Source organism: Qipengyuania thermophila (assembly GCF_004153605.1).
Taxonomy (GTDB): domain Bacteria; phylum Pseudomonadota; class Alphaproteobacteria; order Sphingomonadales; family Sphingomonadaceae; genus Qipengyuania_B; species Qipengyuania_B thermophila.
In genome coordinates this window covers 587629-612474 of record NZ_SDSI01000002.1, presented here as the reverse complement: position 1 = coordinate 612474, position 24846 = coordinate 587629, and the positions used below count along the sequence as shown (strand labels likewise).

The following is a 24846-nucleotide window of genomic DNA, read 5'->3' as shown; positions in this document are numbered from 1 at the left end:
TGCCGCAAGAAGGAGTGTTCGACGGCCGACGGGTCCGATCACCATGGTGTCGCGTCTCGGGTCAGAAAAGGGTGGTCTCTTCGCAGGCGACGCGTGCGGCCGCGAACAGGGCGTCGGCCTTGGCCTCGCACTCCCGCTGTTCGGCGTCAGGATCACTGTCGGCCACAACCCCCGCTCCCGCCGTGACGTGCATCATGCCGTCCTTTACCACCGCCGTTCTCAACACGATACAGCTATCCATCGCTCCGTCCGGACCGAAGTAGCCGACTGCGCCTCCGTATGGCCCCCGCGCCTCGGGTTCAAGCGCGGCAATGATCTGGCAGGCGCGGATCTTGGGCGCTCCGCTGACCGTGCCGGCCGGAAAGCCGGCAAGCAGCGCGCGCAAGGCCCTCAGACCGTCCGCGGCGCGGCCGGACACATTGCTGACGATGTGCATGACGTGGCTGTAGCGCTCGACGACGAAGCTTTCCGTCACCTCCACGCTGCCGGGTGCCGCGATGCGGGTCAGGTCATTGCGTCCCAGGTCGAGCAGCATGAGGTGCTCGGCACGTTCCTTCGGATCGGCCAGCAGGGCGCGTTCCGCCGCGATGTCCGCGTCCGGATCGCGGCCGCGCGGCCGGGTGCCGGCGATGGGGCGGATCGTCACCCTCCCGTCACGCAGGCGCACGAGAATCTCCGGGCTCGAACCCGCAAGGGCAAAGCCGGGACAGTCGAGGAAGAACAGGAATGGCGAGGGATTGACGCGCCGCAAGGCGCGGTAGAGCGCGAAGGCCGAACAGGACAGGGCCGCCACGAAACGCTGGGCGAGCACGACTTGGAAGATGTCGCCGGCGGCGATCATCGCCTGCGCGCGCCGCACGAGAGACTGGTAGTGGTCAGGCTCCATGACCGCCTGCTTCACGAGCGGAGCGGCGCCGGCCGTGTTTGTGATCGCGTGTGGGACGGGCGCCGCTCGCAGGGCCTCCACACAGGCGCGCAGGCGAGCCTCCGCGGCCGCAAGGGCGGCCTCGCTGCTCCCGAAGTCGCCGAGCCGGTCCTGCCAGACAGGCGCCACGAGAAACAGATCGTCGCGCAGATGATCGAAGATCAGCACGACCGAAGGGCGGAAGAACAGCACGTCGGGAAGGCCGAGCGGATCCGGTCCCGAAGAAGGAATGCGCTCGACGAGCCTTATGGTTTCAAACCCGAAATACCCGACCAGCGTGGCCAGCGCCGCGGGCAATTCCTCCGGCCGGGCAAAGCGGCACTGGGCCTGAAGCCGTTCAAAGGCGGCAAGGACCGGCGCGTTGCACTCCTCGAAGGCCGCGTCATCGACCTGCCAGCGGGAGTTGATCTGCGCCCGGTCGCCCTTGGCGCGGAAGCACAGGTCCGGATCGAGACCCAGCACAGAGTAACGACCCCGCTGCTCGCCGCCGACCACAGATTCGAGCAGGAAATCGCCCCTGTTCGGCCGCAGCAGACGTTGCGCGGCGGCCACCGGGGTCAGCGTGTCGGCCACGATCTGGAGCCAGACGCAGCTTGACCGTCCGCCGGCGAGTTCGGACGCGGCGTGTGCAGCCCCCTGAAGGTCCATTGCCTTGCCGGATCGACTCAGTTGTCGCCGGCTAGCTGTCGCCGCACGGCGGCGATGGCCGCCTCGTTGCGCGACGTGCCGACTGCCGCACGCATGGCCGTGACGAGCTGCTGGGCGTATTCCTCGCCGGCGACCGGCGCCAGGGCGGTGCGCGCCTGCGCGAGCAGCGGGTCGTTCGCCTCGACCGTTCCGGCCTCGATCCGCTGAAGATCGACGATGTAGAAACCGAGCCGGCGCTCCGCCTCAAGCTTCTTGGCGGTGCCCTGCGCCATGCTGAACAGCAGCGCCAGGGGCGGCGGAACTCGCTGTCCCGCGGTCTGGGCAAGCTGCTCGCGCGTCAGGTCGATCGTCTCGATCTGCACGTTCGCCACGCCTGCGAGACGGACCGCCTCGCGAAGGTCACGTCCGCCACGCGCCTGTGCGGCGATGGCGTCGGCGGCACGCGAGGCCGCAGCCAGCCCCTGTGCCAGCCGCCACGCCGCCACGACGTCATCCCGCACCTCCGCCAGCGGCGCGGCAGCGCTTTCCTCGATCCGGGCGACATCGAAGATCAGGAACGTCCGTCCTGCCTCGATCTCGGCCAGTTGCGGCGCGCTTTCGTCCATCTGGAACGCGGTCGGCAGGGCAGGCCGGAGGCGGGCGTCGACCTCTCCTCCGGCGCCGCCGTAGATCCGCCCGTCGGTCGTCAGCGGCGGCGTGGTCTGCACCTGGACGCCGAGTGTCTGCGCCACCTGTGCCAGCGAGCCGCCATCGTTCAGCGTGTCGTCGACCTCCTGGCTAAGCGTTTCGAGCGCCCGTGCGCGGTTCTGTTCGCGAAGCGCGGTGACGATCTCGGGCCGGGCCTGCTCCAGCGAGCGGCCAGGGGTGCGTTCGATTGCAGTCACCTGTGCCACGTGCCAGCCCAGCACACCGCGCGCCGGTCTGCTCACCTGACCCTGCTGGGTGGCGAAGACCGCATCCGCGACTGCGGCCGAGGTCTGGCTGGCAAGCTCGTCCCGGGTCAGCCGGGTCAGCGCGCTGGTGCGCAGTCCGCTCGCTCCCGCAGCAGCCTGGAGCGTCTGTCCACCCGCCACCGCACGGGCGACGGCTTCGGCCTGTTGCTGGGTCGGGACGATCAACTGGTTCAGCGATCGACGTTCGACGGGGCCGAAGCGGGCAGAATTGTCGCGGTAGAAGGCGGCTACGGCTTCGGCAGTGGGTTCCACCTGCGCGGCGACGGCGCCCTCGTCGAAGAAGGCGTAGCGGATCACCCGCCGCTCGGGCCGGATGAACTGCGCGCGGTTGGCCTGGTAGAAGGCGGCAAGCTGATCCTCGGACGGCTGTCCTGCCGGCGCCAGCGCAGCGCTGGGCACGAAGGCGATGGCCCCTTGGCGGCGTTCCTTGAACAGGCCGGCATACCGCCGTGCGAGCGCCTCGGGAGTGGTCACACCGAAGGTTGCCGGGATCAGCAGCTGCCGGGCCAGCAGTCCCGTGCGCAGATCCTCGCGGACCGTGGCGTCCGACAGCCCCTGAGCGGCGAGCGCCTGCCGATAAACCGACTCGCTGAACTGTCCGTCCGGACCCCGAAAGGCGCCGATCTGCCTGATCTCGCTGTTGACGAGGTTGTCGCCAGCCCTGAGCCCCAGCCTGCGCGCATACTCGCCGATGGCGGCGCGGCTGAGCAGCTGCTCCAGCACCTGCTCAAGGCCGCCGCGCTCGATGAAGGCGGGCATCGACGCGGTGGGCTCCTCCTGTCGCCGCTGCTGCAAGGCGTCATTGGCTGCGCGCGTGAGATCGCTGGTGCTGATGCGACGGTCCCCGACCACCGCCACGCGGTCTCCGCCGGCAACGCCGCCGAAGAACGAGGTGTTGGCCACATCGCTGGTGGTGAAGGCGAACGCGATGAGCGCGAGAAATCCCAGCGTGATGCCCAGCCCGACCTTGGATTTGAAGAAGGTTCTGAAAAACTTCATGTCCGGGGCCACTGTCCTGCTGCGCTGCGCCTGTCGGTGCGGTCCCGCACGGGCCGCTGTCCCGGCAACAGCAGGGCAGAGCGCGGCGGGAGGGTCGGCGGCGGCATAACCAGCCTGCCCCAAATCGGCAACCTCGCCACATCAACTTTTGACGCTCGGGCAAAGCTTCGCTAGCGGAGCGCCCCTGACGCGGCGGGCACCGCCGCGGCTGTCACCATGCAGGATCGATCATGTCATTGCGGCCCCTGATTGTCGGTAACTGGAAGATGAACGGCACCCGCGCCTCGCTTTCGGAGGCGCGCGCCATCGACCGCGCGGCGCAGCGCCTCGCGTGGGCGGACGTGGCCCTCGCGCCTCCCTTCACCCTGCTGTACCCCGTCCACGCCGAGGTGGAGCACATCCGGGTGGGCGCCCAGGATCTCAGCACGGAGGAATGCGGCGCCTTCACCGGCGAAGTGTCGGCGTCGATGCTGGCGGACGCCGGAGCGCAGTTCGTCATCATCGGCCACAGCGAACGGCGCAGCCGCCATGGCGAAGACGATGCGGCGCTCGTCGCGAAGTGCGGGCGCGCCGTTGATGCCGGGCTGTCGGTGATCCTGTGCGTGGGCGAGCCGCTCGACGTGCGCGATGCCGCCGAAGCCGAACCCTATGTTCTCGCCCAGCTCGACGCCGTGCTTCCCGACATGGCGGCAACTGGTCCGGAAATTGGCGAGGTGGTGACCGTGGCGTACGAGCCGGTGTGGGCGATCGGCACCGGCCGGTCGGCGAGCGCGCCGGAGATCAGCGCCATGCACCGGGTGATCCGCGACTTGCTGGTCCGGCGCTACGGAGAGGCGGGCGGCCGTTCCGTGCGGATCCTGTACGGCGGATCGGTCAACGGCACGAATGCGCGGGAGATCCTCGCGCTGCCGGAGGTCAACGGCGCGCTGGTCGGCGGAGCGAGCCTGACCTCGCAAAGCTTCATGAGCATCGTGCTGGCGGCCGGTGCAGACGACGCGGGATGACGGTGGCGTCCGAGGCACTGATCCCGGGCAGAGCGCGCGTGCCAGCGCTTGCGGGACGCGCGGCGCACCGCTAAGGGGCTGGGCTGTTCTGCCCTCGCTGCACCGGACCGTTCCATGTTCTTCTTCCTGACCGTCGTCCAGGCCATCGTCGCCGCCGCGCTTGTCGGTGTCATTCTCATGCAGCGGTCCGAAGGCGGGGGACTGGGCATCGGCGGCAGCCCGACGGGCATGCTGAGCGCCCGGGGTGCGGCCGATTTCCTGACCCGCACGACCCGGATCCTGGCCATTCTGTTCGTTGGTCTGTCGATTGTCCTGGCGGGACTGGCGGTCAACGTGACGGGAGATCAGGCGATCGACACGACGCTGGACCGGAACGTGGCGCCGGCGGGTGCCCCGGCCGATCCGCTGGCGGCGCCGGCCGCCACAGCTCCTGCACCTGCGTCGCCGAGCAATGCCGCCGCGGATCCGCTCGCAGACGGCGCCGCTCCGCAGCGCTAAGCGGCAAGGGTCGCGGCCTCCCGCCAGAGATTAGCGCTTGCTCCGAATCCCGCCGGTTCTTTAAGGGCCGGCTCCCATGGCGCGGTTCATCTTCATCACCGGCGGCGTGGTCTCATCCCTTGGCAAAGGCCTGATGGCCGCCAGTCTGGGCGCGCTTCTTCAGTCACGCGGCTACACCGTCAGGATCCGCAAGTTCGACCCCTACCTCAACGTCGATCCGGGCACGATGAGCCCGTATCAGCACGGCGAGGTGTTCGTCACCGACGACGGCGCCGAGACGGACCTCGACCTCGGGCATTACGAACGGTTCACGGGCGTCAGCGCGCAGCAGTCCGACAACATCACCTCGGGGCGCATCTACCAGCAGATCATCGCGCGCGAGCGGCGGGGAGAGTATCTCGGCGCGACGGTCCAGGTCATCCCGCATGTGACCGACGCCATCAAGCAGTTCGCCCGGGTCGGAGAGGATGAGCACGATTTCATTCTGTGCGAGATCGGCGGAACGGTGGGGGACATCGAGTCGCTGCCCTTCATGGAAGCCATCCGCCAGATGCGCAACGAGATGGACCCGGGACAAACCCTCAGCGTTCATGTCACTCTGGTGCCCTACATCGCGGCGGCCGGTGAGCTGAAGACCAAGCCGACGCAGCATTCGGTCCGCGAGCTGGCGTCCTTGGGAATCCAGCCGGACATCCTGCTCTGCCGGTGCGAGCACCCGCTGCCCGCAAGCGACCGGCGCAAGATCGCCCAGTTCTGCAATGTGCGGGAGAGCGCGGTCATCCAGGCACTCGACGCGCCAAGCATTTACAGCGTCCCTCTCCAGTACCATGCCGAGGGGCTCGATCGCGAGGTCCTGCGCGGCTTCGGCATCGACGAGCCGCCGGCGCCCGTGCTCGATGCGTGGCGGGATGTGACCCAGCGCTACTTCAACCCGGAAGGCGAGGTGACGATCGGTGTCGTGGGCAAGTATGTGGGTCTGCAGGACGCCTACAAGTCGCTGAACGAGGCGCTGGTCCACGGAGGCCTCGCCAACCGGGTGCGGGTGAATGTCCGCTGGATCGACGCCGAAATGTTCGAGCAGCCGCACGGCGACATCGTGGCAGAGCTGGAGCCGCTCCACGGCATTCTCGTGCCTGGCGGCTTCGGCGAGCGCGGATCGGAAGGCAAGATCGCCAGCATCCGCTTCGCGCGCGAGCGTTCGATCCCCTTCTTTGGCATCTGTCTCGGCATGCAGATGGCCTGCATCGAAGGCGCCCGCGCCGCCGGGCTGGTTCACGCATCGTCATCCGAGTTCGGCGACACCCCTGAACCCGTCGTGGGCCTCATCACCGAATGGCTGGGGCGGGAAGGGCTGGAGACGCGCGCCGCGGCGGGCGATCTTGGCGGGACCATGCGTCTCGGCGCCTACGAGGCGCAGCTACTCGGCAACAGCCACGCGGCCGCGATCTACGGCACGACCCGCATCTCGGAGCGGCACCGTCATCGTTACGAGGTCAATGTCGCCTATCGCGAGCGGCTGGAGAGCGCGGGGCTGATCTTTTCCGGATTGTCCCCCGATGGCCTGCTGCCGGAAATCGTCGAGCGTCCGGACCATCCCTGGTTCGTCGGCGTGCAGTTCCATCCTGAACTCAAGTCGCGTCCCTTCGCCCCGCATCCCCTGTTCGCCGGGTTCATCGGCGCGGCGCTCGAGCAGGCGCGGCTCGTTTAGCATCGCCGCTCCGCGCGTCCCGCGCTGACACATGCGCCAGAGCGCCATGGCTGCGCGTTCACCTCTGCGATAGCGCTTGCCGCCTCAGCTTCCGCCTTTTCCGGAACACCGGCGAAGGTGGCCCGGCTGATCCGGCAGGCGGCGATCCACTGCGACCCTGGTCGTCGTTTCCGGATTGGCGATGCTTCGGCGTCGCGGGGACAGGCCAGCGATGGCCTGTCCCCTTTTTTGCCGGGAAAGCGCCGCAACCTCTGGCGGGGTGAGGTGCGTGCTGTCTACACACGCACGCGAGAGCGGGCTTTTATCCGCTGCTTCCGGGAGTAGTCGCATGCAAGAGGTCGTCATCTACACGAAAATGGGCTGCGGGTACTGCGTGCGCGCCAAGCGTCTGCTCGAGCAGAAGGGCGTTCCCTTCGTGGAGCACGACGTGACGTTCGGCGGCGAACGGCGCGACGAGATGCTCAGCCGTGCGCCCGGCGCGCGCACGGTTCCCCAGATCTTCATCGGCGATCGGCACGTGGGCGGTTCGGACGACCTTGCTGCTCTTGAACGTTCAGGCCGGTTGGACGCCTTGCTCGAAGGCTGATCGCGTGGTCGCGGTGGCCATGCTGCAGATGACCTCCGGGGTCGATCCGGAGGCGAACTGCGGCATCATCGAGCGCGCCATCATGGACGCGTCGGCGCAAGGTGCGCGCCTGCTGTTCACGCCGGAAATGGCGTTGATGCTCGACCGCGATCGTTCCCGCGCGGCGTCAGCGCTCGAGCAGGCGAAGGACCGGCGATACGAGAGACGTCTGCGCGAATGCGCCGCGCGGCACGGCATCTGGCTTGCTCTCGGATCGGCTGCGGTGCAACGGCCGGACGGGCGGCTTGCGAACCGGTCTTTCCTGTTCGCTCCGGACCGTCGGCCTCCAGTGACATACGACAAGATGCACATGTTCGACGTCGAGCTGTCGTCGGCGGAAACCTGGCAGGAGTCCGCGGCCTTCACACCCGGCGACGCGGTCGTGCACGCCGATGACACGCCGGTCGGCCGCCTCGGTCTGACCATCTGCTACGACGTCCGTTTCCCCGCGCTGTTCGAGGCGCTGGGACGACGTGCATGCGATGCTCTGGCGATACCGTCCGCCTTCACCTTGGAGACCGGTGCGGCTCACTGGCACCTGCTGCTGCGGGCGCGGGCAGTCGAGGCGACCGCTTTCGTGTTCGCCGCGGCGCAAGTCGGCACTCATGAAGATGGTCGCCGGACCTATGGACATTCGCTGGTGGTGGACCCGTGGGGCGAGGTCCTGCTCGACATGGGCGGGGAGGAGGCGCGGCTTGCCGTCATCGACATCGATCTCGGGCGGGTCGCGGCTGTCAGGCGCCGCCTGCCGAGCCTTGCCAACCGGCGAACAATCCCGACATAGACGCGCCATGATCGTGTATGCCCTTCACTGCGAGCGCGCGCATCCCTTCGACGGGTGGTTCGCGTCCGCCGCTTCCTTCGACACGCAGCAGCAGGAGGGGCTGCTCGTCTGTCCGGTGTGCAACTCCCGCAACATCGCCAAGGCGCCGATGGCACCCGCGGTAAGAACCCGGTCTTCACAGCCGTCTCACGCCGAGGCGAGGCCAGCGTCGGCGGAAGGTGGCCGGAGGAGACGCGAAGCGACCGAGGTGCGGGCAGCGGCGGAGGCGTGGCAGCGCCTTGTCGCGGCACAACAGGCGCTGCTGGCGCAAAGCCGCTGGGTCGGCACGGCGTTTTCCGAAACGGCGCGGCAGATGCACTATGGCGAGACCGAAGCGGAACCGATCCACGGCACGGCGAGCCTCGACGACGCGCGCGCCCTGCACGAGGAGGGGATTGCCGTGTTGCCGCTTCCTTGCCCCGTCGCTCCCCCGGACGAACTTCAGTAGCGAAGGCGGTGTCGGGCACATTGTCTTGCGCGTGACCGCGCTCTAAGGATGCCGCAGGCGCCCGTAGCTCAGCAGGATAGAGCACCAGATTCCTAATCTGGGGGCCACAGGTTCGAATCCTGTCGGGCGCACGTCCTTTTCTCCACGCCGTCCGCTCAGCCGGCGGGCTCGGCGGCGTCCGGTTCCGTGTCCTCGCCCGGGATTTCGGTTTCCTCGTTCAGCGTTTCACGCACGTAAAGCTGCTTGACGAACACGAAAAGCAGCACGGTCAGCGGCACCGCCAGCAGCAGCCCGGCCACGCCGAAGATGCCGCCAAAAGCGACCAGCGAGAACAGGGTGAGCGCCGGCGGCAGCTCCACGGCCCATTTCTGGATCAAGGGCATGATGACGTTGCCTTCCAGCTGCTGGATGACGACGTAGAGGCCGAGCGTCCACAGCAAGGTGTCCCACCCTTGCGTCGAGGCGATCAGCAGTCCCGGAATGGCGGCAAGGATGGGGCCGGCATAGGGAACGAACTCGAGCACCCCCGCCAGCAGACCGAGGACCAGGGCGCCCGGCACGCCGAGCAGCCACAGGCCAAGGCCGGTCAGAACCCCGACGATCACCATGACGCCGAGCTGCGCCAGCAGCCACAGCTTGAGCGCATTGCCGGCGTTCTCAACCGCGTCCCCCGCCAGTTCGCGCTGCGGTCGCGGGACGAGCTTGAGCATGCCCGCGCGGTACATCCGGGGCTGAAGGGCAAGAAAGATGCCGCCGACGAGGACGAGGAGCAGCGTCGACAGGGCGCCGACGACCTGTGCCACGATGCTGCTGAAGGTGTTGAATATGGCCGAGCCGGAGGGAAGCGCATCCTCGATCTGGGCGAGGAGCTGTTCACCGAAACTGTAGTCGCCGATGAGGTTTTCGATCGTCCGCCACGCGAGGGGAAGGCTGAACTCGATCTCGCGCACCTGCCGGCTGACCTCGCTCCCGAACAGGAAGCCGAACAGCCCGATGACGCCAAGAAACAGCACGATGACGATGCTGACGCCCGCCTTGTACGGCATTCCCGTCGCCCGGCACAGCGACGAGCCTCCCGCGCGGAACAGCAGCGCGAACAGGATCGACGCGAACACCAGCAGAAGCACGTGACGGATCTGCCAGACGAGCAGGACGAAGATGACGAGGCCGATCCAGATCGCTGCGTTGCGCAGGACGATGCTGGCGGGAAGCGGTTGCGGACGCGGCGGGATCATCCTGCCAAAATGTCCGAGGCGTGCTTTGGTTCAGCCCCGCTGGCCTGTGCGGCGGTGTGCGGGGAACGCGTCTGCTTCCGGCCCGCAGCCGCGCGCAGGTCGCGCTCGAGCTCGGCGGCGCGGTGCTTCGCCGTGTGACCTCTCAGCACGACCTTTCGTCCGCCCTTGCCGATCGAGCTCAGGTCATCCCCAAGCGCGCGCATCACGTCGTCGCGCGTGCGGGCGATCACGATTTCCCGGCCGGGCGCGAACAGCTCGTCAAGACCCGGCCAGTGATCCGAGATGATGGGCGTGCCGCAGGCCGCCGCCTCGAACAGGCGCACCGACGGGGACCAGCCCGCCCGGATCATGTCGGCGCGCGTGACATTGAGGGTCGCCCGCGACGCGGCGTAGAAGGCGGGATGGTCGGCGGGCGGAAGATGCTCGATCCGCTCCACATTCGCGGGCCAGTCGATCCCGGCCGGGTATTGCGGCCCGGCCACCGCGAACCGCAGGTGGGGGCGCGCACGGGCCGGCTTGATCAGGAGTTCCTGAACCGTTGGCTGGCGATCGTCGCTGTAGGTGCCGAGATAGGTGAGATCCCAGCGCTTGGGCACGTCCAGCGGCTGATAATGCGACGCATCGACCGAGCAGTAGAGTGGCAGGGCGGAGGCCGCGCCGTAGTCCCGCTCGAGCTGGCGGAGCGTCGGTCCCCCGGTGAACGAGAAATAGAGGTCGAACAGCGGGATCGTGGCGGGCGACAGATATTCGTGGTCCCCCTGTGCCAGCTTGGCGAGGGTGACAGGCGTGTCGATGTCGTAGAATGCGGTCACGCCGCGGGCATGGCGATGCACCCATTCAGCGACCGCCACACCGCCCGCGACATAGGAGCCGACGATCACCGCATCGGCGGCGGCGACCTCGTCCCGCCAGGCGTCGAGCGACGGCACGTCCGGGTAAAGATGCAGGGCGCAGAAATCGGGGACGGCGAGGTCGCGGTTCGCGGCGTACCAGGGCTGGTCGCGTTCGAGGAACACGATGTCGTGACCCCGCGCCGCGAAGGCCGACAGCAGGGCGCGGTAAGTGGTCGCGTGGCCATTGCCCCATGAGGACGACAGGCTGAGGCCAAGGACGACGAGCCTCATGCCGTCACCGTGCCCTTCTGCCGGTGCTCGTTGAGCACCTGCATGACCGTCTCGGCGCGCAGGTCATAGGTGTGCTCGGCCAGCACGCGCCGCCGTGCCGCCTCGCCGATGCGGCGCGCCCGATCGGGCGTGAGGGAGCGGAGGATTTCGGCGACATCCTGCCCGTCGCGGGCAACCAGAACCTCCTCGTCCGGACGCAGGAACAGCTCGATCCCTTCCCACGCGTCGGTCACCAGACAGGCTGCGGCTCCGGCCGCCTCGAACACGCGCGTCGCGGGCGAGAAGCCGACCTTCGCCATGGAGTCGCGCGCCACATTGAGCACCGCCAGCGGCGAACAGTTGAAGGCGTTGTGATGCTCGGTCGCGACATGGCCGATGGCGCGCACGTTCTCCGGCAGATCGGCGCCGGGCCAGCCGTTTCCGCCGAGCAGGAAGCTCCTCTGCGAGAGCATGGCCGCCGGGCGCAGGAAGAACTCGGCGATCCTCTCCTCCCGGTCGGGCAGACGATTGGCGAGCAGCGCGAGGTCAGCGGCAAAGGCGTCCTCCCGCGGCACTGGATGGTGGGTTGACGGATCGAGGGCGTTGTAGATCGGCACGCAGCGACGCGCCCCCAGCGCCTCGTAGGCCCTTACCACCGGTTCGCCGCCGCCGTAGGTGAACACCAGATCGTAACGGGGGATCGCCGCGCGCATCGGGTGCTCGGCGTGGTCGTCGACTTCGTCCAGCGTTGCGGCGGCATCGACATCCCAGAAGATGCGCAGCGCACCCGGTCGGGCATGGCGGAGCAGGCCTTCGAGCAGCGCATGGTCGAACACGCCGACCCCGCTCGCCTTGACGACGACATCGGCTTCGCCCGCTCCGGCAAGGGCCTCGCGCAGGCCGGCCTCGGTGGCGGGATAGACCACGCTCCTGGCCCAGGATGGCGGTTCGATGTCGCGGTGGCTCTGCCGGTCGAAGGCGTCCGGCTCGTAAAAGGTGACGGTGCAGCCCCGCGCGGCAAGGGCACGGATGATCCCGCGGTAATAGGTGGCCGCGCCGTTCCAGTAGGCGGACAGGAGGCTCGATCCGTAAAAGGCGATCTTCACGCGGTTTCCTTCATCGTTCGGGACGTGCCGAGCTGCGCGGCGATCTGCAACAGCTGGCCAGCACGATGCTCGCAGGTGTGGCTCCGCCGGATCGTTTCGAGGCCGTGGGCGACCAGCGCGTCGCGGAGGCCGGCGTCCTCGCGGATGGCGGCGAGGTGTTGCCGCATGGCGTCGCCCGTCTCCGCCATGAGGAAATCGGTGCCCACGCGGAACAGTCCCTCCGTGTCGCTCCAGGGCGCGGAAACAAGCGGGATCCCGCAGGCCAGCGCCTCGAACACGCGGATGGTCGGAATTCCGGGCAGCACCGTCGTGTAGAACCGCCGCGGCACGTGAACGGTGGCAAGATGCCGGGCGAAGATTCCCGGCGCTTCGACATTGGGCACCCAGCCGGCGTAGCGCGCGCCGTAACGCTCCAGCAGCGCCTGCGCCCGTGCCGGATAGCGGACGCCATGGATGGTCAATGGCAGACCCGTCGCCTGTGCCGGCGCAAGCAGGAAGGCTTCGAGTTCCGCGCTGCGCTCGTCCTCGCCCCAGTTGCCGATCCACACCAGGCCGTGCCTCTGCTGAGGCGCGGACGGTGGGCGGAAATGGGACACGTCAGCGGCTTCGTGGAACGTCCACACGCGGCCGTTCCAGCCCCAGCCACGATACACCTCGGCCAGCGTCTCGCCGAAGGCCAGAATGCCGTCATAGCCGTCAAGATCGAAGGCGCGCATCTCTTCGGGCGCGCTCACCGCCCGGTGATGCGTGTCATGGAACAGCAGGGTGAAGCCCGCTCCCGCGCGCCTCGCGGCACCCACGGCGGCGACCAGAGCCGGCTCGTTCCATTCGTGCACGATGACGAGATCGGCGCCATCGAGCAGCGCCTCGCGGTCCTGCGGGCTGTCGCTGTGGGCGATGCGCAGGTCGGTGTGTTGGGCAAAAGAGGCCGCAGCGCCCGTCGCGCCGTGATCGGCGACGAGGTTCGTATAGGACCAAGGCGCCCGCGGCTCGGCCGCGACAACCTCGTGGCCGCGTCTCTGCAACACCCGCAGCAGACCACGCAGGAAATGGGCGTTGCCGTGGTTCCAGCACGAGCGCAGCGAATGGGTGAAGTAGACGATCTTCATGCCGCCGCCCTTGAAGCCACCGCCCGCCCGATGACGGCTTGCATGCCCGACGCGCAGCGTTCCGGAGTGTAGCGCCCGCTGCGTTCGGCGGCGGCCTCACCCCAGTGCCGGCGCAGGTCTGGTCGCCCCGCAAGAAGGTCGATCGCCCTTGCGAAGCCAGCCGCGTCGTCGCTGGCGACGAACAGCGCGGCTTCGTCCCACAATTCGCGGAATGTGGGAATGTCGGACAGGATGAGCGGACACCCCGCCATGGCCGCTTCGAGGACAGCCAGCCCGAACGGCTCGAACGATGCGGCCGAGACGAACACGGGCCGGGCGCGCAGCCGAGCCTGCACCTCGGTGTTGGAGAGAACGCCGGCGGGCCGGAGGTGGCGGGGGCGAAAATGCTCGCCGCCCGGTCCGTCGAGGGCGCCGATCGCCGTGAGGCGAGCGCCCGCCTCGCCCGCGGCCCGGTCGAGCACCGCGGCTCCTTTGGCCTCGTCCCAAAGCCGGCCGATGGTCACGACCTGCACGCCTGACGCCTCGACATCGCGCGTGCGCGCGCCTGCCAGTCCGTTGTGCACGACCTGCGGCAAGGCGGGGAGGGCATAGGCCGCCTGCAGGGCGAGGGCAAAGGCGTGCGAGGGCGCGACGACTGCATCCGCCTGCAGGAGGCCGCGCCGCATCTGGCGGTGGTGCCACTGCCATTCCGGCGGCAGCGGCTGCTGGCGAACGGCCGCCCACCATGTCGTGACACAGCCATGGGCAACGGCAATGACCGGAGCGGGCCAGCGCGCACAACCTGCAAGGGCAGGGCTGTTGCACAGGATTGCGTCCGCGCCGCAGTCGGCAGCCAGACTGGCGAGCGCCGTCGCCGTGTGTGTCACCTCGTCCGACGTGCGCGCCAGCCAGTCGAGCGGGCGGTCAGTCAGGCGAAGGTCGATGCCGGCGAATGCCGCAGCCGCCTCCGCCGCCGCGGAGTCCGGCACCGGGCCGATGATTGCAAGCACCGTGTGCCAGCCAAGCGGCTTCATCGCCGTGGCGAGCTCCAGAGCGTAGCGCCAGACGCCGCCGACGGCGTCCGCCGTCATGAACAGAACTCGTGGCGGACCGCTGCTCAAGCGGCGGCCGTGGATCGCGGCAGAGCCTCGCTGGCGCCTTCACCGACCTCCTCGGTCAGCCACCGGTGCAACTGCTTGAGGCCTTCGCGCCATGACGTGCGCGGTGCCAGACCCAGAGCGGCATCCGCCCGCCGCGTGTCGGCGACGAACCACCGCTGGTCACCCGGCCGCCAGTCGGCAAACTCGACCTGAGGAGGAACACCCGTCAGGCGGCCGATCTCCTCCACCACCTCGAGCAGGCTCACCGCGTTAGCCGGACCGCCGCCCCAGTTGAAGGCCTGACCGCTGAGGGTGCCGATCCGGTCGTGCAGCGCGAGGTAGGCATCGCAGGTGTCGGTCACGAGACAGACGTCGCGGACCTGGCGCCCGTCTCCGAACAGGGTGATCGGCTCCTTGCGCAAGGCGCGGATGAGAAAATGGGCGACCCAGCCCTGATCCTCCGATCCGCACTGGCGCTGACCGTAGATGCAGCTCATGCGCATCACCGCCGCCTTGAGGCCGAAGCTGCGGGCGTAGTCGAGCACATACTGATCCGCCGCCCCCTTGGAGCAGCCGTAGGGTGTGTGGAAGTCGAGCGGCCTTGCCTCGCTGATTCCGTGCCGGGCGAGCGCCGCATCCGCCGGCGCATAGCGACCGTCGCTGAGCGGCATCTCGAGGTCGAGAAGATCGCCGTACACCTTGTTCGTCGAGGCAAAGAGCAGGGCCGCGGCGGGGTTGTGCTTGCGGATCGTCTCGAGCAGCCCGAACGTGGCGTGCAGATTGATGCCAAAATCGTCGCCCGGCGAGTCGAGACTGGTGGTGACGGCCACCTGTGCCGCGAAGTGGAACACCGCTGCCGCACCCTGAACGGCTGTGCTGAGCGTCGCGGCATCGCGGATGTCCGCGATGATCGGTTGGATGCGTTCGCCATGACGGGCGAGAAGCCAGCGAAGATTGGCGTCGACGCCCGGCCGCTTCAGCCAGTCGAACACCCGCACCGTGCAGCCAAGGGTGGCGAGGCGGTCGGCAAGGTTGCTGCCGACGAAGCCCGCTCCCCCGGTGACGAGAACGTGATCACCCGCACCCAGCGTCATGCCACCAGCCCCCGCTGTTCCAGTTCGCGGCGGGCGGTCTCGACCCGGTCGTCGGCCGTCTGCGTCGCCACCCATTCGGCAAGCTCCTGCAGGCGCTCGGCGAAATTCTCCGTGGCGGTGAAGCCAAGCTGCTCGCGGGCCAGTCGGGGGTCGCAGAAGCAGTGGCGGATGTCGCCCGTGCGCGCCTTGCCGACGATCTGCGCGTCCAGCCCCTCGCATCCCATCGCCCGGGCGAGTTCCCGCGCCACCTCCGACACGGATCGGTCCTGTCCGGAGCCGACGTTGAAGGTCTGACCGGCGGCCTGCGGCAGGAACAGCGCCGCCACGAAGGCACGCGCCACATCATCCACATGGACGAAGTCGCGCCGCTGCTGACCGTCCTCGAAGATGAGGGGCGGTTGCTTGTTGAGGAGGCGGGAGGCGAAGATGGCCAGCACGCCCGTATAGGGGTTCGACAGCGCCTGGCCGGGTCCGAACACGTTGAACAGCCGCAGGCAGACGGACTCGATGCCGTACGGGGCGCCCATGATGTGTGTCGTGCGCTCCTGCACGTACTTGTTGAGGGCGTAGATGGACGAGAGCGAAGGCCGCTTCCATTCGGGCGTAGCCACCGGCTCCAGCGCGCGTCCCTGCGCGTCTGTCGGCTCCCACTGCGCCTGCCCGTCGCGCAGCGGGGCCCGGGCGGCATCTTGGACCAGTTCGCCGTCGGCGTTCCGGTACAGCCCTTCGCCATAGATGCTCATCGACGATGCGGTCACCACGCGGCGCACCGGATGGTCGATCAGCCGTTCGAAGAGAACGGCGGTGCCGACGTCGTTGACGGAGGTGTAGCGTTCCACCTCGTACATCGACTGTCCGACACCGACCTCGGCGGCAAGGTGGACCACGCTGTCGACCTGACGCAGCGCATCCGCAACTGCGTCGCCGTCGCGAATGTCGGCGCGGACCAGGTCGACGTCCGCGGGCAGGTCCGCGGGGCGGCTGCCGTCGCCGTGCACCTGAGGGATCAGGGCGTCGAGCACCCGCACCCGATGACCCCGATCAAGCAGTTCGCGGCAGACGCGCCGGCCGATGAACCCGGCTCCGCCGGTGACCAAAACGGTTTCTGACAATGGCTTCCCCCCAAGCAGATGGTCGTCGTCTTGCCGCAGAAGGCAAGTAGATGAAGATGAACGCTCTTTCAACGAAAGGTTTCCCGCAGCTCTTGAAGGCTTGCACAGGGTCGTGATCCCTCTCGACAGCAAGCAGTTGAACGGCTTGTCGCGCGCAGGGCACGCTTGGCCGACCGTTCCGGGGTTGTTCCTTGCTTCTACATAGCTTATGCGCCGAGCGATGGCCGATGAGCATCACCCTTCTGCTGATCCGGCACGCGCGCCATGCGGATTACGGCCGCGTGCTGACGGGGCGAAGCGACAGTGCCGACCTTTCCGCGGAGGGAACGCGCGAGGCGCAGGCGTTGGCGAAGTGCGTGGCCCGGCTGGAACCTCGTCGCGTGCTCGCCAGCCCATCGCTTCGCACGCGGCGGACCGCAGCCGCCATCGCCGAGGCCGCATCGTGCACGGTCGATGTGGTGGAAGCTCTGGATGAGGTGGACTTCGGCGCGTGGCGCGGCAGGTCTTTCGCGGAGCTCGATCATGAGCCGGACTGGCGCGCCTGGAACGAGCGCCGCGCGACCGCGCGGCCTCCGGGCGGCGAAAGCATGACGGAGGTTCAGGGTCGCGCCTGGCGGGCGGTCGAAGCCGCCGCGACCGTCCATGATGGCGGGTTGGCGGTGATGGTCAGCCATTGCGACGTCATCCGGGCAGTCGTCGCCAAGGCGCTCGGGCTCTCGCTCGACCATCTTCTCCGGTTCGATATCGATCCTGCGTCCATCAGCCGCCTCGCCGTCGGGACTTGGGGAGCAAGAGTGATCAGCCTGAACGAGACTCCGGCATGAAACCCGCATCAGGAACCGTGACCGATCTCGAGGAACGGGTGCGGGAACTCGCACCATGGTTTCAGAACATCGACCTTGGCGGCGGCATCCGGACCGCGCCCGAACATTTCCTCGGCGATTATCCGGCGTTCAAGTTCGCCCGCTTCGCCGGCAGCCTTCCGGCTGATCTGGAGGGCCGGTCGGTTCTCGACATCGGCTGCAACGCCGGCTTTTACGCGCTCGAGATGAAGGCGAGAGGTGCGGGGCGCGTGCTCGGGATCGACACCGACGACCGCTATCTGGCGCAGGCGCGGCTCGCGGCGGATGCGCGCGGGGTCGGCGACGTCGAGTTTCGCAACTTGTCGGTCTACGACGTCGCGGCTCTTCGCGAGACGTTCGACTGGGTCATCTTCATGGGAGTGCTCTATCACCTGCGCCACCCGCTGCTGGCGCTTGACCTCATTCGCGAACATGTGGCCGGGGACTGGCTGCTGTTCCAGACGATGCAGCGCGGCAGCGAGCACGTCTTCGATCCGCCGCGTAATCATCCGTTTCACAAGCCGGGCACCTTCGACCCGCCGGACTATTTCGACGAACCGGGCTACCCCAAGATGCATTTCATCGAGCATGAATACGCCGACGACTGGACGAACTGGTGGGCACCCAACAGCGCCTGCAGCCAGGCAATGCTGCGCGCCGCCGGGTTCCGCGTGGAGGCGCAGATCGAAGCGGAAGTCTACCTGTGCCGGACCGCGCCGGTCCCGTTTGCGGACATGGGGCCGATGGCGGTCTATCCCGCGAAAGAGGGGGCGGCATGATCGAAGCGGTGATGCTCTGGAACGAGCCGAACAACAAGTCGCACTGGAACCCCGAACTTGATCCAGAATGGGCGGGCTATGCCGACACCGTGATCCGGGCGGGTGCCGCCGTTCAGTCCGTGCGGCCCGGCTTGACCCGCGTCCTTGGCGGGATGTCGCCCATCGATCCGCACTGGGTGAGCCGGATGCGCGACCAGGGGGCGCTGGAAGCCGTCGACGTGGTCGCGGTGCACGGGTTTCCGCTCGACTGGAACCTGTGGCCGATCCACTCCTGGCCCGACCGTATCGCCGAGATCGAAGCCGTTGTCCCTGACAAGCCCGTCTGGGCGACCGAGGTCGGTGTCGGCTCGTTCGGCGCCGAGGAGGTGCAGGTATTCGGGCTGAACCGGACGGCCGAGTTGCTCATCGGGCGCGTGCCGCAGGTGTACTGGTATTCCCTCTTCGACCTGCCGCAGAGCTGGGGCGCTGAAACACGGCACCGCGAGGCGGAGGGATCCAGCTATTACCGGCATTTCTACATGGGACTGATCCGCGAGGACGGCACGCCCAAGCTCGCGCTCGAACACTATCGCCGGCATGCGGCCCAAATGGGCATCATGCAATGGTTCCATTTCGAGGATCCGCGCCTGGACGATGCCGTGCGGTGGATGAAGGATCTGGGCGTGCGCAAGCTGCGCACCGGGCTGAGCTGGGCGGACAGCTTCCGCGAGGGCGCGCTCGACTGGTTCGACCGGCAGATGGAGGCGTTGCAGGATTTCGAACTGCTGGTGACGTATTGCTTCACGCCCGAACATCTCGGCCTCGAAGCGCATCATACCAGCCTTGCCAGGGAGCCTCAGGCCTTTGCCGACTTCTGCGCCTGGATGACGGACCGCTACGCTCCGCCCAGTGCTCAGGTCCGGACTGCCGCGCGAGGGGTGCAGTGATGGGCGGAAGCGCCGCACGCGAAATCAGGGTGGGCCTTGTCGGCGTGGGCAACTGCGCAAGCTCGCTTGTTCAGGGCCTGTCGCTCTACGGGCGGGGGTCGAACGATCACACGGGCCTGATGCACGCAGACATCGGCGGCTACGCTCCCGGCGACATCCGGGTGGTTGCCGCGTGGGACGTGGACAAGCGCAAGCTGGACACGGATGTCAGCGAGGCCATCTTCGCCAGCCCGAACTGCACGACCCGCTTCTGCGATGCGGTCAAGCCGACGGGAGCCAGGGTGCGCATGGGCCGCGTGCTCGACGGCGTCGCCGAACACATGCGCGCCCATCCGCCCGAGCGGAGCTTCGTCGTCGCGGAGGCGGCCGAGCCGTCGATGGACGAGGTGGTGGAGCATCTGCGCGAGGCCCGTGTCGAGGTGCTGGTCAACTATCTCCCGGTCGGCTCGCAGGCCGCGACGGAGTTCTATGCGGAATGCGCATTAAGGGCCGGTGCTGCGTTCGTGAACGCGATCCCGGTGTTCATCGCCAGCGATCCGGCGTGGGCGAGCCGCTTCGAGGAGGCCGGCGTGCCGATCATCGGCGATGACATCAAGGCGCAGCTTGGGGCGACGATCGTTCACCGCGTGCTGACGGACCTGTTTGCCAAGCGCGGCGTGCGCCTTGAACGTACCTACCAGCTGAACACGGGCGGCAACACCGACTTCCTCAACATGCTTGAACGGACCCGGCTGGCGTCCAAGAAGCGATCCAAGACCGAAGCGGTGCAGTCGGTGGCGGCGCGGCGGCTCGAAAGCGAGAACATCCATGTCGGGCCTTCCGACTATGTGGCCTGGCAGAACGACAACAAGGTGTGCTTCCTGCGCATGGAGGGGCAGCTGTTCGGGGGCGTGCCGATGAACCTCGAACTCCGCCTCTCGGTCGAGGACAGCCCGAACTCGGCCGGGGTGGCGATCGACATGATCCGCTGCGCCAAGCTGGCGCTCGACAGGAAGATCGGGGGGGTGATCAACCCGGCCTCGGCCTACTTCTGCAAGCATCCGCCGCGGCAGGTGAGCGACGACTACGCGCACGCGGAACTTCAGAGGTTTATAGGCGCGGCATGACGGTTGCTCACGGTGCCATGCGCGCGGCGGTTCTGACCGGCCCGCGCCGCTTCGCGGTCACATCGGTTGCCGTTCCCGAGCCGGGCGAGGGCGAGGTGCGGGTCCGTCTCGAGGGCTGCGGCGTTTGCGCCTCGAACATCGAGCCTTGGGAAGGACCGGAATGGATGCGCTTCCCCACGGCTCCGGGCGGTCTGGGGCATGAAGGCTGGGGCGTGGTCGATGCGGTCGGAGCCGGCGTTGCTGCGCCAGCGGCCGGAAACCGCGTTGCCTTTCTCGGCGCGCAGTCGTTCGCCGAGTACGAGGTTGTTCCTGCCGCCGCCACCGCGGTGCTGCCGCCCGCGCTGGCGGGCACGCCCTTTCCGGGCGAACCGCTGGGTTGTGCCTTTAACATCTTCCGGCGCAGCCGCATCGAAGCGGGGCAGACGGTGGCGATCATCGGCATCGGCTTCCTTGGCGCAGTGCTGTGCCGTCTGGCCAGCGAGGCGGGCGCGCGGGTCATCGCCATCTCGCGCCGGGAGGAATCGCTCGCCCTGGCGCGCCGGTTCGGGGCGACGCACACCATCGCCATGCACGACCACCACGCCATCATCGCACAGGTGAGCGGACCGACCGACGGCGCCATGTGCGAACGGGTTATCGAGTGTGTCGGCAAGCAGTGGCCGCTGGACCTCGCCGGCGAACTCGTCGGCACGGGCGGGGTGCTGGCGGTCGCCGGCTATCATCAGGATGGCCCCCGACAGGTCAACATGCAGGGTTGGAACTGGAAGGGCATCGACGTGGTCAACGCGCACGAGCGCGATCCTGCCGTCCAGATGCGTGGCCTGCGCGAGGCAATCGATGCCGTGGCCAGCGGGCGACTGGATCCCTCACCCCTCTTTTCAGCCACCTATCCGCTGGAACAGCTGGACGAGGCGCTGATTGCCACGCGGGACAAGCCCGGCGGCTTCGTCAAGGCGCTGGTCGCGTTCTCGTGACTCGTCCCCGGCTCGGCTTCCTCGGCACCGGCTGGATTGGCCGGCACCGCATGGAGGCCATGCTCGCCACGCGAGTGGTCGAGGCGGCGGCGGTGTGCGACCCGGACGATGCCAGTGCCCGCGAAGCGCTGCTCCTGGCGCCGCAGGCGGCGCGCGTGGACGGCTTGGGCGCCATGCTCGCCATGGGTCTGGACGGAATCGTTGTTGCCACCCCGAGCGCGCACCACGCCGCGCAGACGATCGCGGCGCTGGATCAAGGCGCTGCGGTGTTCTGCCAGAAGCCGCTCGGACGAAACGCGGACGAGGCGCAAGCCGCGATTGCCGCCGCCCGGCGGGCTGACCGGCTGCTGGCCGTCGACTTCTCGTACCGCCGCACCCGGGCGGTGGAGGCGATCGGTGATGCGATCCGCAAGGGCAGCCTCGGCACCGTCTTCGCTGTCGATCTCGTCTTCCACAATGCCTACGGGCCGGGGCGGGAGTGGTTCTTCGACCGGGCACAGTCCGGCGGCGGCTGCGTCATGGATCTTGGCGTGCACCTCGTCGACCTTGCGCTTTTCCTGCTCGAGCAGCTCGAGGTTCGGCAAGTGAGCGCGCGGCTCTTCGCCGGTGGCCAGCCGCTGGCCAGAGACGATGTGCGGGTCGAGGATTATGCGGTTGCCCGCATCGATCTCGACTCCGGAGCGGCATTGAACCTGGCCTGTTCCTGGAACCTCAACGCCGGCGCCGATGCGGTCATTTCGGCAACCTTCTACGGCACAGAGGCCAGCGCCGGTTTTCGTAACGTGGGCGGCAGCTTCTACGACTTCGAAGCCTTCGTTGACCGCGGCACATCGCGCGAGATTATCGCCTCGGCGCCCGATGCGTGGGGAGGACGGGTTGCTGCGGACTGGGCGCTGCGCCTCGCGCAGGACAATCGCTTCGATCCCGCCGTGGATGGCGTCGGGACCGTCGCGCACGTCCTCGACAGGATCTACGCCGCCGCCTGAGACGCGCCTGTCGGCAGCGGATCAGGCTCGGTCTGCACGCGCAGGGTCGCCACCGCCGCGAGGATCAGCGCGCCGGCGGCAAATGCCATCGTCCAGATCGGCTCCGTCGGGAACAGGGACACCATGATCGTGCCCATGACTGTCGCGACCAGCAGCTGCGGCACCACGATGAACACGTTGAACAGGCCCATGTACACGCCAAGCTTGCCGGCCGGCAGGCTGGAGGCGAGAATGGCATACGGCATCGCCAGGATGGACGCCCAGGCGATTCCCACGCCGATCTCGCTGGCAATGAGCCAATGCGGGTCGCGGTGCACGAAGAAGCCGGCGAACCCTGCGGCTCCGCACAGCAGACAGGCGGCATGCGTTGCCGCCTTGCCGATCCGCCGCGCCAGCCATGGCAGAAGTGTCAGCGCAGCGACCGCGGCGACACCGTTGTAGATGGCGAAGAGGATGCCGACCCAGTTGGCGCCATTCTGGTAGGCGGCGCTGGCGGGATCGTCCGAACCGAAGAAGTACTGGCTCACGACCGGCGTGGTGTGGATCCACATGATGAAGAGGGCGGCCCAGCTGAGGAACTGCACCAGCGCCAGCCGCTTCATCACCTCCGGCATGGCTGAGAAGTCGCCAATGATGCTGCCCAGCATGCCCGGCGCAGCCCCTCCGCGGGCGCGGCCAATGACATAGGCGCTCAGAAGCCCGTAGGTCATCATCAGCGCGCCGAGCAGCAGCACTTCCTGCTTGAAGGCGAACACCCGCACCGCGAGCATCACGGTCACGCCCGCAACCAGCCAGACGATTGGCGCCGTGAAGGGACGGCTTGCCAGTGCACGCGTCAAACCTGCCGGGTCCGGCTGGGCGGTATCGCTGTGGAACCGCGCCATCTGTTCGGGAGAATATTCCCGCGTCGTCAGCACCGTCCACAGAACCGCCGCGAACAGCGCCGCCGCCCCGGCCCAGAAGCTGAATCGCACCGTGTCGGGAATGCCGCCATCGGGCGCGACATTGGCGACCCCGAAATGGTCCAGCAGCCACGGAAAGATGGAGCCGACGACTGCGCCGCTGCCGATGAAGGCGGTCTGCACGGCATAGCCGGCCGTGTGCTGAGACTTGGGCAGCATGTCGCCGACAAAGGCGCGGAACGGCTCCATGCTGATGTTCAGCGAGGCGTCCAGCACCCACAGCAGCATCGCCGCCATCCCAGTCGGCCGAGCCACGTCCGGTCGGACAGGTGGCCGACAATGGGCTGGACGAGAAGGCCGGTGAGCGGGGCGGCGATCCACAGCACCGGCAGATCATCGATGGCACTGCCGAGCGACTGGAAGACGCGGCTCATGTTGGCGTTCTGCAGGGCAAAGCCGATCTGGATACCGAAAAAGCCGAAGCTGATATTCCACAGCCCGGCCGCACTCTGCCGCGGTTTGTCCATCCCTGCTCCCTGCCGAATGCGGTCGCCGCCTGCATCCGGCTTGTCGTTGTGCCTGCGGAGTGCCACCCCGGGACCGCTGCGCGCAAGCTGCATACGAATGCGGCCGACGGTCAGCGGGCGCAGCTCAACCCGCTGCTGCGGGCGAGCTTTGGCGGATCACCAGGCGAGGGGGCAGAACGGCGTTCTCAACTTTCTCTCCCTCGATCTGCCGCACCAGAAGATCGACGAGGAGCACGGCGGCTGCTTCCGTGTCCTGCGCCACGGTGGTCAGCGCCGGAGACGTGAGTGCCGCCGCCGGAATGTCGTCGAACCCGACAACATGGACATCCTCCGGAACTCTCAAACCGGCCGCCTTGAGGCGACGAAGAACGCCGATCGCGATGAGGTCGCTGCCGGCGAACACGGCATCGAAGCTGGCTCCCGCCGACAGCAGCTGATCGATGGCCTTCTCGCCGTCCGCCTCGCTGCTCAGCGCGTCAATCGTGCGGACGGGCACGCCTCCGGGCGGAGAGACGAAGCCGCGGATCAGCCCCCGGCAGCGGTCGCTGAACTCCGGGTAGCCGGAGTCCGCGCATCCGCAGAACACCACGGAGCGGCGTCCGGCGGCGGCCAGATGCCGCCCGACGAGAAACCCGGCATGCTCGTTGTCCGAGCCGACCACCGCGCCGGCCACGGTGTCGCCAATCGGGCCCCAGCGCACGAAGTGGCTCTGCTGCCGCGCAAGGTGCTCGAGACAGCGGGCATAGGTGCGGTTGTCGCCATATCCGAGCAGGATGAGCCCGTCGGCGCGGTGGCTGTCCTCGTAGCGGCTGAGCCAGTCGTCGTCGGGGCGTTGGAAGGACACCAGCAGGTCGAAGCCGCGGGCACCGGACGCCTGGGTGATCGCGGCGAGCATGGTGAGGAAGAACGGGTTGATGCGGCTGCCGGCCGTGGCCGCCTCGTCGAAGAACAGCAGAGCCAGGGTGTTGGCGCGCTGGCTGCGGAGCGCAGAGGCGTTCTTGTCGACGGTGTAGTTCAGCTCGCGCGCAATCTGCTGGATGCGTTCGCGGGTTTCGCGGCTCACGGCCCGGTCGCCGCGCAGGGCGCGGCTGACCGTGGGCTGCGACACGCCGGCGCGGTACGCGATGTCGAAGCTTGTCACCTTGTCCGGCGGTCGTGAAGGCATAGCGCGGCACTGCCCAGAGGTTGCGTCCCGCCTGCCTAACGCATCGCTGCGCATCCGTCATCGCCGGTGATCGCCTCAGGCGGATTCCGGGCGAGGCTGTTCCCAGGCAGCCGGGCATACGTATGCGAACTGGGCGGGTGAATTGTTTCAGTTCATTGTCAGGCGATGAA

The 24846-nt window shown here is 68.0% G+C and carries 22 protein-coding genes, 1 tRNA gene and 1 pseudogene; 13 read left to right on the top strand and 11 right to left on the bottom strand.

The features are described from left to right. Window positions 1–61 precede the first annotated feature (61 nt). Together ETO60_RS07260 and ETO60_RS11470 are read right to left on the bottom strand one after the other, a co-directional pair. A complete protein-coding gene (locus ETO60_RS07260; protein ID WP_130004164.1) occupies window positions 62–1573 on the bottom strand; it encodes an anthranilate synthase component I family protein in 1512 nt (503 codons plus the stop codon). Between the two features lie 17 nt (window positions 1574–1590). After that, window positions 1591–3525, bottom strand: coding sequence for a peptidylprolyl isomerase (locus tag ETO60_RS11470; protein WP_130004162.1), 1935 nt, complete (start codon window positions 3523–3525; stop codon window positions 1591–1593). A gap of 230 nt (window positions 3526–3755) precedes the next feature. Between ETO60_RS11470 and tpiA the strand changes: the two genes are divergently transcribed. The 7 genes from tpiA to ETO60_RS07220 all read left to right on the top strand — a co-directional run bounded on the left by tpiA (window position 3756) and on the right by ETO60_RS07220 (window position 8762). Then, window positions 3756–4529: a triose-phosphate isomerase gene (gene tpiA, locus ETO60_RS07250; RefSeq protein WP_130004160.1), complete on the top strand. Its 774-nt coding sequence runs from the start codon at window positions 3756–3758 to the stop codon at window positions 4527–4529. Window positions 4530–4643: 114 nt separating this feature from the next. Beyond that, window positions 4644–5027 carry a preprotein translocase subunit SecG gene (gene secG, locus ETO60_RS07245; protein ID WP_130004158.1) on the top strand — a complete coding sequence of 128 codons (384 nt, stop codon included), beginning with the start codon at window positions 4644–4646 and terminating at the stop codon, window positions 5025–5027. A 76-nt stretch (window positions 5028–5103) separates the two neighbouring features. Further along, window positions 5104–6735, top strand: coding sequence for a CTP synthase (locus tag ETO60_RS07240; protein WP_130004156.1), 1632 nt, complete (start codon window positions 5104–5106; stop codon window positions 6733–6735). A 328-nt stretch (window positions 6736–7063) separates the two neighbouring features. Next, window positions 7064–7321 carry a glutaredoxin 3 gene (grxC, locus tag ETO60_RS07235; protein WP_130004154.1) on the top strand — a complete coding sequence of 86 codons (258 nt, stop codon included), beginning with the start codon at window positions 7064–7066 and terminating at the stop codon, window positions 7319–7321. Between the two features lie 4 nt (window positions 7322–7325). Then, on the top strand, window positions 7326–8144 hold the full coding sequence (locus ETO60_RS07230) for a carbon-nitrogen hydrolase family protein (protein WP_130004152.1): 819 nt from the start codon (window positions 7326–7328) through the stop codon (window positions 8142–8144). A gap of 7 nt (window positions 8145–8151) precedes the next feature. Continuing rightward, window positions 8152–8631: a DUF1178 family protein gene (locus tag ETO60_RS07225; RefSeq protein ID WP_130004149.1), complete on the top strand. Its 480-nt coding sequence runs from the start codon at window positions 8152–8154 to the stop codon at window positions 8629–8631. A 57-nt stretch (window positions 8632–8688) separates the two neighbouring features. Then, a tRNA-Arg gene (locus tag ETO60_RS07220) sits at window positions 8689–8762 on the top strand. A 24-nt stretch (window positions 8763–8786) separates the two neighbouring features. Here ETO60_RS07220 and ETO60_RS07215 read toward each other — a convergent pair. The 7 genes from ETO60_RS07215 to ETO60_RS07185 are packed head-to-tail and all read right to left on the bottom strand — an operon-like array spanning window position 8787 to window position 16469. Then, on the bottom strand, window positions 8787–9866 hold the full coding sequence (locus tag ETO60_RS07215; RefSeq protein ID WP_130004147.1) for an AI-2E family transporter: 1080 nt from the start codon (window positions 9864–9866) through the stop codon (window positions 8787–8789). Continuing rightward, window positions 9863–10990 (bottom strand): CgeB family protein, encoded by a 1128-nt coding sequence (locus ETO60_RS07210; protein ID WP_130004145.1) that lies wholly within the window; start codon window positions 10988–10990, stop codon window positions 9863–9865. Before ETO60_RS07210 ends, ETO60_RS07215 begins: the two co-directional genes overlap by 4 nt. Next, window positions 10987–12075: a CgeB family protein gene (locus ETO60_RS07205; protein ID WP_130004143.1), complete on the bottom strand. Its 1089-nt coding sequence runs from the start codon at window positions 12073–12075 to the stop codon at window positions 10987–10989. Before ETO60_RS07205 ends, ETO60_RS07210 begins: the two co-directional genes overlap by 4 nt. Then, entirely contained in the window at window positions 12072–13184 is a 1113-nt protein-coding gene (locus ETO60_RS07200) for a CgeB family protein (RefSeq protein ID WP_130004141.1), read from the bottom strand. The genes ETO60_RS07205 and ETO60_RS07200 overlap by 4 nt, the downstream gene beginning before the upstream one ends. Further along, complete coding sequence (locus tag ETO60_RS07195) at window positions 13181–14254, bottom strand: glycosyltransferase family 4 protein (RefSeq protein ID WP_130004139.1); 1074 nt, start codon at window positions 14252–14254, stop codon at window positions 13181–13183. Before ETO60_RS07195 ends, ETO60_RS07200 begins: the two co-directional genes overlap by 4 nt. A gap of 26 nt (window positions 14255–14280) precedes the next feature. Next, complete coding sequence (locus ETO60_RS07190; RefSeq protein WP_130004137.1) at window positions 14281–15357, bottom strand: NAD-dependent epimerase/dehydratase family protein; 1077 nt, start codon at window positions 15355–15357, stop codon at window positions 14281–14283. Beyond that, entirely contained in the window at window positions 15354–16469 is a 1116-nt protein-coding gene (locus tag ETO60_RS07185) for an NAD-dependent epimerase/dehydratase family protein (RefSeq protein WP_130004135.1), read from the bottom strand. Before ETO60_RS07185 ends, ETO60_RS07190 begins: the two co-directional genes overlap by 4 nt. Before the next feature lie 227 nt (window positions 16470–16696). Here ETO60_RS07185 and ETO60_RS07180 point away from each other — a divergent pair, with 227 nt between their 5' ends. Genes ETO60_RS07180 through ETO60_RS07155 form a run of 6 tightly spaced genes read left to right on the top strand, consistent with a single transcriptional unit; the run spans window position 16697 to window position 22082 of the window. Further along, window positions 16697–17293 (top strand): histidine phosphatase family protein, encoded by a 597-nt coding sequence (locus ETO60_RS07180; RefSeq protein WP_130004133.1) that lies wholly within the window; start codon window positions 16697–16699, stop codon window positions 17291–17293. After that, window positions 17290–18090, top strand: coding sequence for a TIGR04290 family methyltransferase (locus ETO60_RS07175; protein ID WP_130004131.1), 801 nt, complete (start codon window positions 17290–17292; stop codon window positions 18088–18090). Before ETO60_RS07180 ends, ETO60_RS07175 begins: the two co-directional genes overlap by 4 nt. Next, entirely contained in the window at window positions 18087–19016 is a 930-nt protein-coding gene (locus tag ETO60_RS07170) for a glycoside hydrolase 5 family protein (protein WP_130004128.1), read from the top strand. Before ETO60_RS07175 ends, ETO60_RS07170 begins: the two co-directional genes overlap by 4 nt. Next, window positions 19016–20122 (top strand): inositol-3-phosphate synthase, encoded by a 1107-nt coding sequence (locus ETO60_RS07165; protein WP_130004126.1) that lies wholly within the window; start codon window positions 19016–19018, stop codon window positions 20120–20122. The genes ETO60_RS07170 and ETO60_RS07165 overlap by 1 nt, the downstream gene beginning before the upstream one ends. Beyond that, entirely contained in the window at window positions 20119–21096 is a 978-nt protein-coding gene (locus ETO60_RS07160) for an MDR/zinc-dependent alcohol dehydrogenase-like family protein (RefSeq protein ID WP_199798845.1), read from the top strand. The genes ETO60_RS07165 and ETO60_RS07160 overlap by 4 nt, the downstream gene beginning before the upstream one ends. After that, entirely contained in the window at window positions 21093–22082 is a 990-nt protein-coding gene (locus tag ETO60_RS07155; RefSeq protein WP_130004124.1) for a Gfo/Idh/MocA family protein, read from the top strand. Before ETO60_RS07160 ends, ETO60_RS07155 begins: the two co-directional genes overlap by 4 nt. Here ETO60_RS07155 and ETO60_RS07150 read toward each other — a convergent pair. Together ETO60_RS07150 and ETO60_RS07145 are read right to left on the bottom strand one after the other, a co-directional pair. After that, window positions 22067–23511, bottom strand: a pseudogene (locus ETO60_RS07150) (MFS transporter). The gene ETO60_RS07155 and the pseudogene ETO60_RS07150 overlap by 16 nt on opposite strands. Window positions 23512–23635: 124 nt before the next feature. After that, on the bottom strand, window positions 23636–24676 hold the full coding sequence (locus ETO60_RS07145) for a LacI family DNA-binding transcriptional regulator (RefSeq protein WP_130004122.1): 1041 nt from the start codon (window positions 24674–24676) through the stop codon (window positions 23636–23638). Between the last annotated feature and the right edge of the window lie 170 nt (window positions 24677–24846).